This window comes from Archangium sp., from assembly GCF_036389735.1.
Classification (GTDB): Bacteria; Myxococcota; Myxococcia; order Myxococcales; family Myxococcaceae; genus Archangium.
In genome coordinates, this window is record NZ_DASVWK010000273.1 from 1 (window position 1) to 12,570 (window position 12,570).

General features: G+C 68.0%; 7 protein-coding genes. 6 read left to right on the forward strand and 1 reads right to left on the reverse strand.

The features are described from left to right. Positions 1–24: 24 nt before the first annotated feature. Both VF794_RS09810 and VF794_RS09815 read left to right on the forward strand, forming a co-directional pair. On the forward strand, positions 25–3,522 hold the full coding sequence (locus tag VF794_RS09810) for a MopE-related protein (RefSeq protein WP_331109066.1): 3,498 nt from the start codon (positions 25–27) through the stop codon (positions 3,520–3,522). Between the two features lie 128 nt (positions 3,523–3,650). Next, entirely contained in the window at positions 3,651–5,816 is a 2,166-nt protein-coding gene (locus VF794_RS09815; protein WP_331109068.1) for a CHAT domain-containing tetratricopeptide repeat protein, read from the forward strand. A gap of 10 nt (positions 5,817–5,826) precedes the next feature. Here the strand turns inward: VF794_RS09815 and VF794_RS09820 are convergent, their stop codons facing one another. Beyond that, the gene (locus VF794_RS09820) at positions 5,827–7,464 is read right to left on the reverse strand and encodes a hypothetical protein (RefSeq protein ID WP_331109070.1); all 1,638 of its coding nucleotides are present in this window, start codon (positions 7,462–7,464) and stop codon (positions 5,827–5,829) included. Positions 7,465–7,635: 171 nt separating this feature from the next. On the opposite strand from VF794_RS09820, the gene VF794_RS09825 reads away from it, so the two are divergent. The 4 genes from VF794_RS09825 to VF794_RS09840 all read left to right on the forward strand — a co-directional run. Next, the gene (locus VF794_RS09825) at positions 7,636–8,460 is read left to right on the forward strand and encodes a hypothetical protein (RefSeq protein ID WP_331109072.1); all 825 of its coding nucleotides are present in this window, start codon (positions 7,636–7,638) and stop codon (positions 8,458–8,460) included. A 9-nt stretch (positions 8,461–8,469) separates the two neighbouring features. Beyond that, complete coding sequence (locus VF794_RS09830; protein ID WP_331109074.1) at positions 8,470–10,140, forward strand: hypothetical protein; 1,671 nt, start codon at positions 8,470–8,472, stop codon at positions 10,138–10,140. Positions 10,141–10,539: 399 nt separating this feature from the next. Continuing rightward, on the forward strand, positions 10,540–11,178 hold the full coding sequence (locus tag VF794_RS09835; RefSeq protein WP_331109076.1) for a hypothetical protein: 639 nt from the start codon (positions 10,540–10,542) through the stop codon (positions 11,176–11,178). A gap of 94 nt (positions 11,179–11,272) precedes the next feature. Beyond that, the coding region (locus VF794_RS09840; protein WP_331109078.1) for a cache domain-containing protein at positions 11,273–12,570 on the forward strand (1,298 nt) is incomplete at its 3' end.

Consider the following 12,570-nt stretch of genomic DNA (forward strand, 5'->3'; position numbering starts at 1 on the left):
CAGGAGGAGAAGCGTTCCTCTACCTTGGCGACGCAGGAGCAGGCCCTGCCGGGCGATCCGTCGTGCAAGTTGGCCGCGGGCTCGGTGAGCGCACTGCCTGGTCAGGCGGAGCGCCGCTTCACGGGCCCCGCCAGCACGCGCGCGGGTGCGGCATTGGGCGCGGGGGATGTGAACGGTGATAAAATCACCGACCTCCTCATTGGTGCTCCCGGCGCTACCACGACGCTCAAGGGCTACACCTTCGTGGTGCACTTGACGCCCCAGGTGGACATCAGCGGCTACGCCGCTCGCTTCGAGGGAGAACTCGTGGGAAACCGCCAGGGCTCCGCCGTGGCGGCTGGTCACTTCATCGGGACCTCGGGCATTGACCTGGTATTGGGAGCTCCGAACTACGCCAGCTCCTCCAGCTACCCCAATCAGGGAGTGGCCTATCCCGTGGATGGCGCACTGCTCGCGTCCGGCGCCAAGGACAAGCTGCTCGGCACCGGTAGCCCGCGCTTGCGCGGAGTCGCCGCCCAGGATCTCGCGGGTGCGGCCGTGGCCGTGGGAGACATCACGGGTGACAGCGGCGCGGATCTCATCGTGAGCGCCTCTCTCAACGAGACCCTCAGTCCGACGGACTCTGGTGCCGTCTACGTCTTCCCCGGGCCGGTGACGCCTTCCTCCGTGGGCACGCTCAGCAATGCCCCCGTCAGGATCGCGGGCAACACCGGCACCTCGCAGACCAACGTCCAGGCGGGCTCTTCCATCGCCGTGGCGGACGTGAATGGCGATGGCAAGGGGGACCTGCTGGTGGGCGCACCCCGTTACGACGTAAGTACCACCGCCACGGACGCGGGCGCGGTCTTCGTCTTCTTCGGGCCGCTGTCGGGAACCAAGAGCCTCACCGACGCGGACCTCATCCTCACGGGCTCCACCGCGAACGAGCTCGCGGGCAGCGCGGTGGCCAATGCGGGAGACCTGGACAAGGATGGCAAGGAGGACATCCTTGTCGGCGCACCGGGCACCGGCACCGCCGCGGGCAAGGTCTATCTGGTCCATGGCGGTACCACGGGCACCGTCGCGCTCGGCACCCAGCCGCGCTGGACGGGCGCGGCGGGGGACCGGGCGGGCACCGCGCTCCTGGGACCCGGTGACGTCGACGGGGATGGATTGCGCGACTTCCTCATCGGAGCCCCCGGGCACACTTCCAGTGCCGGCGCCGTGTACGTGGTGTACGGCGGCGGTCCGGTCCGGTTCTCCGCCACCAGCCCCCTTTCCCTCTCCCTCGTTCCTCGCTACGGCGGAGCATCCGCCAGCCAGACGGGCAGCGCGCTGGTGGGCCTGGGAGACGTGAACGGCGACGGCTCGGCGGACTTCGCGGTCGGTGCTCCCGGCTACTCCTCGAGTGCTGGCGCGGTGTTCCTGGTGCTCGGCACTGGCGCCCGGACCTGGTACCCGGATGCGGACATGGATGGCTACGGAGTGGACACCGGCTCCAAGCGGGCCTGCGGCGAGCCCGCGGTGAACAGCGGCTGGGCGCTGCGGCCCGGTGACTGTAGGGATGACGATGCCACCGTCAACCCGAACGCGGCCGAGATCTGCGACACCAAGGACAACAACTGCGACGGCCTGGCCGACGATGAGCCGGGTGCCAACCCGGTGGATCCCAAGACCTGGTACCTGGACGCGGATGGCGACAGCCACGTCTACCTCAGCACCCGCCAGCAGAGCTGCGCGCCTCCCGTCGGCCCCGGCTGGATCCAGGAAGAGAACGTCGTGGACCTCGAGTGCGATCCCACGCCGGAGAGCCCAGTGGGCTACTCCACGGACAACGACCCGTCCGTCCACCAGTTCGCGAGCGAGGTGTGCGACGGCAAGGACAACGACTGCAACGCCGCGGTGGATGAGGACGAGACGCTCTGGTCCAGCTGGTACCCGGACGGGGACGGGGATGGCTACGGCCGCAATGCGGGCGTCCAGCGCGCCTGCGTCGCCCCTCCCGGTCACGTGGGCAACAGCACGGACTGCGATGATGCCGACGCCATCACCAACCCGGCCAGGGCCGAGGTCTGCGATGTGAAGGACAACAATTGCAATGGCACAGTGGACGAAGGCGTCCAGAGCACCTTCTACCGGGATGCCGATGGGGATGGTCACGGCTTGCCCTACGAGACCGTCCAGGCTTGCACCCTGCCCTCGGGCTACGCCGCTGTCAGTGACGACTGCAACGACACCGCGGCACCGGGCAAGGGGGCGCAGATCTACCCTGGCAAGGCGGAGGTGTGCGACGGGCTGGACAACAACTGCAACTTCGACACCGACGAGGGCGTGAAGACCACGTTCTTCCGAGACGCGGATGGGGACACGAGCGGCAACCCGCTCCTGTTCACCCAGTCCTGCACCGCCCCCGCCGGTTACGTCAGCAGCAACACGGACTGCAACGACAGCAGCAACGCCATCCGACCGGGCGCCACCGAGGTGTGTGACAGCAAGGACAACGACTGCGACGCGCAGATCGACGAGGGCGTGCTGCGCACCTTCTATGCGGACGCCGACAAGGATGGGGTGGGAACCATGGATCCCAACCTGAAGATCCTGGCCTGCACCGCTCCCGCGGGTTTCGTGACCACTAAAACGGATTGCGACGATGGTCTGTCCGCCACGAAGCCCGGAGCCCTCGAGGTGTGCGATGGCAGGGACAACGACTGCGACGGACTGCTCGACGAGGGCCTGCCCACCACCACCTGGTACCCGGACACCGACAACGATGGTTATGGCGCCCAGGTCAGCTCTTCCGTGACGGCGTGCCGCAAGCCCGAGGGCGAGTACGTCTCCACCAACACGGACTGCGACGACAGCCGCGCCATCGTCAGCCCGGGCCGGTCCGAAGTCTGCGAACCCACGACCCAGACCCAGGTGGACAACAACTGCTCGGGTGGAGTGGACGACGCCGTGGACGCACTCACCTGGTACCGAGATGTGGACGGCGACGGGTTCGGCCAGACGGCCGTCACCGTGCGCGGCTGTACTCCAGTCGCTGGCTACTCCAACAAGGACCGGGATTGCGATGACGCCAAGGTTGGCGTGTACCCGGGAGCCGAGGAGTTGTGCGAGGAGGGCGTCCAGGTGGACAACGACTGCGACGGTGAGGAGAACGACGCGGAGGGTGCGCCCCTCTGGTACGGAGACGCGGATCGGGATGGCTACGCCGGTTCTGGGTTCCAGCTCCGCTGGTGCACGGACCCCAGCGACCTCAAGGACGCGACCGGAAAGGTCGTCGTCCAGGGCAAGTACCTGGCGGGCAGCCCAGACAAAGACTGCAACGATTCGAACCCGGGCGCTTGGCAGGTGACGCGCTGGTACGAGGACCGGGACCACGACGGCTGCGGCAACCCGGCCCGCTACGTCGATTCTTGCGGCCAGCCGGGGGGATGCTTCGGAACTTCCTTCGTCAACAACGGCAATGATACCAATGACAACATCTCGGGCGGCTGTGTTGTCCCCGCCAGCCCCCGCTCGTCCGTGTCCGCCATGCAGTAGTCCCATGAGTAGGACATGAACGGGCCGGTCCGGGAGTCCCTGGACCGGCCCGTTGCTCTTTGCTGCGACCCCAAGAGGGGCGTTCAGGGGCCGTGGTACGCTGCTCGTGAAACGGTTTGGAGGTGACCATGCGGCGGGCGATCGCGACGACAGTGCTCCTCGTCCTGTTCTGCACGGCGTGCGCGACCGTCGGGTCGCGAATGTCGGAGGCGCAGAAGGTACTGGGAGAGGCACAGAGCCTCGAGGCGGCGGGTCGGGACGCGGAGGCGCTGCCGCTCTTCAATCGCGCGCTGGTTCTGTGGAGCACCAGCACCGGGGGGGGTGATCCCTGGGTGGCGAACTGCCTCGAAAGCATGGGGAATATCCGTCGACGGCAAGGAATGCCCGCGCGGGCCGCCCAGATGTATACGCACGCGCTCTCTATTCGCGAAAGAGTCTTCGGAAAGAGCCATCCCGACACGGTCAAGCTGCGTCAGGAGCTCATCGAAGTCCACCTCTCCCAGAAGGACCTCTCCAACGCCCTGCCATTCCTCGAGACCGCCTTCGCCGCCTCCGAGGAGTTCCTGCGCCAGGAATTACTCGGCTTCTCCGAATCGCACCTGACCAGCGTCCTGCTTCGTCTCCGCGCCGAGGAGGAGCGTCTCTACGCGCTCGCCCGCGAGCACCCGGAGGATGCCCGGATCCGGCAGCTCGCGCTCACCGCCGCGATCCTCCGCAAGGGACGTTCGGCCGAGGAGATCTCCAACATCTCTCGGAGCATCTATCGCGGCCTCGTGGATGTGGAAGATCGCGCGACCTTCGAGCGCCTTCGTGAGCTGCGCGCCCAGCTCACCCAGCTATCGTTCGCCGGTCCCGGTACCGGTCCTCTCGCGGAGTACCAGCAGCGCCTCAAGGACCTCTCCGCCCAGGGGGCCGCGCTCGAAGCGGGCCTCGCCAAACGTTCGGCGACGCTGCGCGCGCTCCGCGCGCTTCCTGCCCCCACCGGGCTCCTCGAGAGCGTGAAGGCAACCCTCCCGAGGGACGGCGCGCTCGTCGAGTTCATCACCTACAACTACAGGCCCGTCGTTCCCAAGCCCGATGCGCCGCCCTCATCCGAGCCCAGTGAGCTGCGCTACCTCGCGCTCATGCTCCTCGCGAATGGCGACACCAGCGCCATCGACCTGGGCCCCGCCGAGACCCTCGATGGCGCGGCCCTGCGCCTGCTCCAGGCACTCGCACGGGGCTCCGAGTCCTATGAATCCCTTGCGCGGGAGTTCCATGGCCTCACCTTCCAGCACCTGGCGCCACATCTGGGCACGGCGCGGCGTCTCTTCCTCTCGCCCGACGGGCAGCTCTCCCTCATCCCCTTCGCCGTCCTTCACGACGGCAAGCGCTTCCTCGTCGATACCTTCGACATCACCTACCTCACCTCGGGCAAGGACCTGCTGCCCCGCTCCGAGGCCGAGGACATCCTCCTCCCGCGCTCCGTGGTGGTCTTGGCGGACCCGGATTTCAACGCGCTCCCCGCCAGGCCTTCCGCGGTGGCCACCCTCGAGCGCTCGGTCCCCCTCGAGGACTTCTTCTCCACGGCGCGCTCCGAGCTCGACCAGTCCTGGCTACAGCTTCCCGGTACGCGCAAGGAAGCCGAGGCGATCCAGCGTCTGCTTCCCCAAGCTCGGATCCTCATGGGCCACTCCGCCACCAAGGCCGCCCTGCTGCGGATGGGCACGCCGGGCGTGCTTCACATCGCGACCCATGGCTTCTTCCTCGAGGATGACCCCGCCCCGGCGGGCGCGCGTGCGGTGAAGGCCTTCGGCGCCGTGGGTGCCTCGGGCCCGACCCAGCGCCCCGCCGACCCACTGCTGCGCTCCGGCCTGGTGCTCTCGGGTGCTGATGACCGGGCAACACCGTCTGGCACGCGCCGTCGCGAGGACTCGCTGGTGACGGCGCTCGAGCTGGCGGGCCTCAACCTGTGGGGCACGCAGTTGGTGGTGCTGTCGGCGTGTGAGACCGGGCGAGGCGACATCAAGCTCGGCCAGGGGGTGTACGGCCTGCGTCGCGCGCTGGTCGTGGCTGGGGCGGAGACGCTGGTGACGAGTCTGTGGAAGGTCAATGACGAGACGACGCACCAGTTGATGGAGGGCTACTACCGCAACCTGATGGCCGGCCAGGGCCGCGCCACGGCGCTGCGTGATGCCATGCGGACGTTGCGCCAGAAGCAGCCGCATCCTCACTTCTGGGCGCCTTTCATCGCCATCGGTCGGGACGGGCCCCTGCGGGATCTGCGCCCACCGCGCAACGCCCAATCGGATTGACCTCTCGCCCTCAACGGCACCGCGGCGATGAAGTCCCCTCGGCGCTGGTGGCGAGGACTTGAAGGAACCCAACCCCATCGCCCTCCCGAGCGCTCCCCCAGAGCGAGGCCTCGGCCCAGCACTGCACCCAGGGGATGCTCCAGTCCGCTGGGAGTTCCTGGCACTGGGCCCGGCGCGCGGAGCCACGCACCTCTCCATCTGCTCGCACCATCGAGGTCACCGCGGACCCAAGCTGTGCGAGGAAGGCCTTCGAGTAGGCATCGGGGAGCGGTACCACCAGCGGATCCTCCCGGAGTTTGGCGACGGCCAGGCCCACGTGCTCCTTGTCCTCGAAGCGCAGCGTTCCCTGCTGGCGGAGGGGGGTTGGGGCGCCCGGGGTGTTCGTCTGGACCGTGAAGTGGTAGCCCGACGACCAGATGTGGTTCCGCACGACGTAATTGAAGGTGCTGTACACCTCTATTGCCACCTCCTTGGGCGTTTCGCGCAGTTGCTTGGTCGCCTTCTCGAGTTCCGTGTTCCGCTCACCGTACCGCTCGGCGAGTAGCTTGGCCTCGTCACAGGGATCCTCCTGCGAGGACTGGGAGGACTGGGGAACGGACTTGAAGCTCGTGCACTCCGCATCCTTCGCGCTCTTCTGCCGCTCGACACGCTTGAGCGCATACTCGGCCTCATCGAAGTGCGCCCTGACGAGCCCGTAATTGGCATTGGGCTCCATCCGCTTACCGCTCACGTAGGTGATGCTCCGTGGCTCCTCGGAGATGGCCTCCTGGGGGCGCTGGATGAGCGCGTCCACATGGACATCCATCACCTCCGGCTGATCGGGCTCCGTTCCAGTCTCCGCGCACCGGGCCCAGGGAGGCAGCGCCCAGGACAGACGCTTGCAGAGATCGGAGAGCCCCTCGGCGATCTGGGACGGCACCGAGCCGCCGAGGTCGATGGTGATGGGGATGGAGCTCCGGTTGAGGAACTCCATGCGGCTCTGGCTGAACCGTGAATGCTTGTCCTCGTCCGGCGCGAGGCACCGCGCCGTGGACCAGAGCACGGTGGCGGCGCCCGACGTTTCCCGGCTCTGTTGCGCGGTGAGGGCGAGCTCCGTGAAGCGCGAGGAGAGTCGGCTCGCGCTCCCGGTGATGAGCGATTGGTAGCTCGGGACGGGGAGTTGGTCGCGGCGGGATTCGAGGCACGCCAGTCCGGCCACCGCCGAGTTCAAGGGGCCCTCCAGCTTCCACTTGCCGACGCAGCGCTCCGTCTGGAGTTGGCTGGCCTTTTCAAACATCGCCGTGACCTCGGGGTGATCGGGCATGATGTCCCGGGTCGCCAGCAGCGGGGGAAGGCATCGATCGAGATCACCCGCCTCGCACGCCGGGCGCGCGGCCGCGATGGCCTGATCCGTCGCCTTTTGAGCGAAGATGGGAACCCGGGTACAGGCCGTCTTGTCATCGGGTTCGGCGGTACAGGCATCCCGATAGGCGCGGGTCGCGGTCATGAAGTCCCCACCAATCGCCGCCTTCCTGGCGCGGACGATGGCCTCCCGGTAGGCCGTGTTGCAGCCGCTCAACACCAGGAGGGAGAGGAACAAGCAGGGGATGCCAGCGAGCTTGGGGGAGTCGAGCAGGAGCCTGTCGGGACTGAGGTACTGCCTCTTCATGGGGGTCCTCGCTTCGGGCATGCGTTCTGAGCCATGGCGCGTGTGGTCAGCGGTTCCTCACGACACGCGCCGTCCCAGAAGGGAGGAGTGGGGCAGGAGAACTATGCAGGTTTTTTTTGGCGGACTGTCGTGGAGCCGAACGCCTGGATACTGGACTTCCTGGTTCTTCTTTTGATTCTGAGAGTCTGGCCCGGCACGCTCGCCGTCATGACCCCGACCGCGCGCCGCTCCCGTCGCTCCTCCTGTGGCCCTCCACGACTGCTGACGGCACTCGCGCTGCTCTGTGCGCCGCTTTCCGCGTGCGGGCCCCTCGAGCAGCACGACAGCGGGGAGTCCGTCGCGCGCAACGAGACGGCGCTCGCGAGCGGGGGCTGGCGGGTCCTGATGCCGAGCGGGGGAGCGCCGATCCGCACCATCACCCGCCGCTCGGATGGGGCACTGATTGGCGGGGCGAGCACGGGCCATGGCATCAGCGTCTGGAAGAGCATCAACGGGGGGGCGAGCTGGGCCCCCCACGGCTCCGTCGTCAACAACGCGGCGGTGGAGTTCGGTGACGTGATGATGCGCGCCATCCCGGGGACGCGCACCATCTTCTGTGCCTTCCGCGAGTACGCCAACGGCCAGTGGCGCATCACCGTCACCCGGAGCGACAACGACGGGGACAGCTGGGTCTACGACAGCACCCCCGCCGGCCCGTTCTCCCGCTTCGTGGGCGCGCCGTTCCTCTTCCTGCCCGCCAACGGCGACCTTCAGGTCTACTACGACTCCGAGCAGCTCGCCGCGCAGCAGGGCTTCCCCGGTCACCAGTGGATCGCGATGCAGGGCCGCAACGGCAGGACCGGGGCGTGGACCGCGTATGGCGTCGTCACCGCCTCGCGTGACAAGCGCGCCGGAGCGCTGAGCCGCGAGGGCATGCCCACCGTGGTGCAGCTCGGGGGTGACCGCCTCATCGTGGGATGGTGGCAGGAGGTAGCCCGCCGCGACGCACCGAGGTAGATGGAGACCATGCGGCCTGCTCCCCCGACACCCTCGCGGCATTCCTGGCTCGTGGACGCGGGCTGTCTGGCGGTCCTGCTCGTGATGGGCTGGAAGCTGCTCCATGGGCTCGAGCGGGCCGTGGATCTCGGGATGTGGGACGAGGCGGACTACCTGCGCCGGGGGCTGACGCTGTCCTGGGCGCACCTGCCAGCCGCCGAGTGGGGACCGCTGTACTCCATCTGGTACTCCGTCCTGGAGGGCCTCTGGCCGGCTCCAGTCACGCTCTACTACGCCAACCACCAACTGCTGTGCATCCTCACCACCGTGGGCGGCTACGTCTTCATGCGGAGGATGGGCGCGCGGCCGGTCCTCGCGCTCCTGGGGTCCGCGCTCTACCTGCTGTCCTCGGCGCCGCACATCCTGCCCCGGCCGACGCTGCTCGCCCTGCTCGTGCTACAGGTGGCGTTGGTGGTGGCCTCCTTCCTGGCGGTGGAGGGCTTCTGGGCGGTCATCGCGGGAGGGCTGTTGCTGGCCTCGTTCGCGCGCCCGGAGTTCTTCGTGGCCTTCCTGCTCGCCACCGTCCTGTTCGTGGGGTTCCTCGTGCGACGAGTCCTGCGCGAGGGACGTGCCTCGCGCGCGCGGGGGGCCGCGCTGGCCGTCGGGTTCGCCGTCTGGGTGGTGGTGCTGCTGCAGGTGTTGGGCAATCCCTTCGGAGACACGCAAGGCCGGCGCTTCTACGCGTTCTGCCAGCACTTCGCCGTCAACCACGTGAAGCACACCCATGGCTCCGTGGACCCATGGAACGAGTGCCCGCGGGTCATCCGCTCCGTCTTCGGCGAGGTGGACACCGTGGGGGAGGCCCTGAGGAGCAACCCTGGGGCGTTCGTCTGGCACGTGGGGCTCAACGTGAAGGCGTTCGCCGGTGCCTCCCTGGCGCTCTTCTCCCAGGGCCCCGGCGGCCAGGGGCCGTGGGACCTGGCGCGGATGGGGCGTCTGCTGCTGCTGCTGGCCATGGGGTGGCAGGGCGCGAGGCTCCTCCCGCGCTGGCGGGGGTGGCGGTCCGTACTGGCGGAGCCGGGGCTCCAGCGGATGGCGGGAGTCCTGGCCATCGTGGAAGTGCCGACCGTGATGTCCGCCGTGTTGCTGATGCCTCGCGCCCACTACCTCGTCATCCAGGGGGTGCTCGTCATCGCGTTGCTGGCCCTGCTCGGCGCCCGGGTGGACACCGGGGAGACGTCGCGTCCCGTGGGGTGGGCGCTGGGTGGGCTGCTGGCGCTCGGCCTCGTGGTCCTCACCCCGGGTACGAAGGACGCCCAGCCGGAGCTGGTGCACCTGCGGACGGTGCGGGCCATCGCGGCCCTCGGGCTGGAGGAGCGGCTGGCGCCCGGCGAGCGGGTCCACCTCCTGGAGGCCCGGGGGGGATACGATGCCTACCTCGGACGCCGCTACTTCCCGGTCCTTCGTGAGGCGCGGGAGAAGACCTTCGGCGGGCTCCTCCGAGAGCATCAGGTGACGGCGATCCTCCTGGACGATGCGCTGCGCCAGCACCGACGGTTCCGCCAGGACGCGGACTTCCAGGCCTTCCTGAAGGACCCCGAGGCCTTTGGCTTCACCCTGACGCCGCTGGCCTCGTCGGATGCGGTGCTGGCGCTTCCTTCGTCCTGGGCTCCGCGCCTCCGGGCGGTGCACCCGGAGTAGCTCCTTCACCACCGAGTGAGCCCCCGGCGGTCCGGGTCCGAAAAGATTCTTTGTCACATCGCGCACCCTTTTCCTTCACCTGAACCAGGGAGCATTCCGCTCGCCAGGAATCAGGGGTGGACACCCCGGGGGAAACCGATGCCGACGAAATTCGCCGTGGCTCTTCTGACAGTGCTTTGCGGGTGCTCGACCACCGCGACCATTTCCCGCGTCAATGGCACGCAGCTCGACGCGGAGATTCAACGCAGTGACCGGGACAACCTGGTCGTCACGACGAACACAGGGCACAAGCTTCGTGTCCCGAGGTCGGAGGTTTCCGACATCGACCATCCCGGGAATGTGTCAGCCGTCATCGGGAGCGTCCTGAGTGTCTATGGGGCGGTGAATATCGTGGGAGGGATGAGCACCTGCGTGCGGGTGGGCGGAGCGTTTTGTGCCGGGATGGTTGCTCCCGCGGCCATCGGCGTTCCGATGCTCATCTGGGGCTTGAAGACCTGGAGCGGCTCCACCGAGGCGGCGGGCAACTTCAAGCCTCCGGCGCCCGACTCCGTCCCTTCCGCACCGGCCGCGTCCGCGTTCGACGTCTCCCCGTCCACCCCAGGTGGCAAGGCCCGCGCCTCGCGGCGGCGAGTCGAGACCGGAGGCCTCCAGAACATCCGCTGGGGAATGAGTCCCGAGGAAGTCCGAGGCCTCTACGTCGACGTCGAGGCCTCCCGTCCTGACGTCCTTTCCACCAGGAGGTTGCTGGCGGGGAGCCAGGCAACCGTCCACTTTGGCTTCCTCGGCGGACAGCTCACGCAGGTCTCCGCCGAGCTTGCTCGTTCCGAAGGGGAGGGCCAGCCTTCCGACGTCTTCGGCCACTTCAAGGAGTTGCTCGGCCACCAGTACGGGCAGCCCTTGGACCAGGGCGAAGGGTCGGTGACCTGGAGCGCGGGAGAAACGACCATCAAACTCCTCGCCCCCAGCGAGGAAGGCGCGCCGGTGAAACTGGTCTACGAGCGCGACGACAGCGTGCGGACCGTTCGCGACGAGCCCTGAAAGACGCTGGACATGAAATGCCAGCTCCCTGAGTTGTAGAGGGATTGTTTGTGGGGGAAGCATTCGGCGCTCGTCGCGGTTGATGACTGCCCGCATGTCATCTCCGACGAACCGACTACCCACCTCGCTCGCTCGCTCGACCCTCATCCAGATGGGCGTGCGCATCGGCATCCTGATCGCCCTGACCACGCTCGTCAGTTACCTGCACATGTTCCACACGCTGCGGGAGGAAGCCATCCAGCAGCTGGCGCGGCATGTGTCGGAGCGCAGCCAGCGGGAGCAGGCCATCTTCGTGTTGGCCGAGGACAACCACGCCCTCCTCCAGAAGGCCCTGGAGGAGCGCATCCAGGCCGGGAGCCAGGAGGATCCGAATCCGCGCTTCGACCGCCTGTTCACCCAGCTGCCGGACGGCACCGTCCGCTCCCGCGCCGAGGGCTTCGATGGGACGAAGGGGGTGGGTGTCTTCATTCCCCGGGGCGTGACGCTCGATACGGAGCTGCGCCGCCGCATCCTGGCCGCCTATGACGTCGCCGCCCAGTATGGGCCGGCCTTCGCGGGGCGCTTCACGAATACCTACATCACCCTGGCGGAAGGACCGGTCTTCAGCTACTGGCCCGAGCGCCCCAACTGGGCCCTGGAGGTTCCGGCGGACTACCCGACGCTCGGCTACGAGTACTACACCGTCAGCCTCCCCGAGAAGAACCCGCAGCGGCGCACGGCCTGGAGCGGCGTCTTCATGGATCCCACTTCCAAGAGCTGGATGGTGACGGTCACCACCCCGTTGGATGGGAACGGCCGCCATGTCGCGTCCTTCTCGCATGACGTGTTGCTGGATGAGCTGATGGCCCGCTCCATCAACGACCACCTGCCGGAAGCCTACAACCTGCTCGTGCGCGATGATGGCCAGCTCATCGCCCATCCCGAGTTGGACATGCGGGGTGCCACCGTGGGCTACAACATCCTGGGCGCCCCCCAGGCGTCGGGTGAGGTGCCCCCGACACTGGGTTCCAAGGAGCAGCAGTCTCATCTCCAGAACCTCTTCGAGCAGGTGCGCAACCGCCCGCCTGGCGAGAACCTCCTCGAGCTGCCGGAGCATGACGAGTACCTGGCGGTGGCCCGGTTGAAGGGGCCGGAGTGGAACTTCGTCACGGTGCTGCCCGAGGGCGTGGTGTCCGCGGCCGCCTTGAGGTCGGCGCGCTACGTGCTCCTGTTCGGCGTGGCCTCACTGTTGCTGGAACTCGTCATCATGTTCTGGGTGCTCCAGAAGCAGATCTCCCAACCACTGCTGGCGCTCACCCAGGCCACCCATCGCGTGGCGGCCGGGGACTTCCAGGTGGCGCTGGACAGCTCGCGTGAGGACGAGCTGGGGCAGCTGGCGGGGGCCTTCCGGAC

Coding starts and splice junctions, on each gene's coding strand:
- VF794_RS09835 (WP_331109076.1), top strand. CDS start 10,540: ATGAGCACCTGCGTGCGGGTGGGCGGAGCGTTTTGTGCCGGGATGGTT.
- VF794_RS09820 (WP_331109070.1), bottom strand. CDS start 7,464: ATGAAGAGGCAGTACCTCAGTCCCGACAGGCTCCTGCTCGACTCCCCC.
- VF794_RS09830 (WP_331109074.1), top strand. CDS start 8,470: ATGCGGCCTGCTCCCCCGACACCCTCGCGGCATTCCTGGCTCGTGGAC.
- VF794_RS09815 (WP_331109068.1), top strand. CDS start 3,651: ATGCGGCGGGCGATCGCGACGACAGTGCTCCTCGTCCTGTTCTGCACG.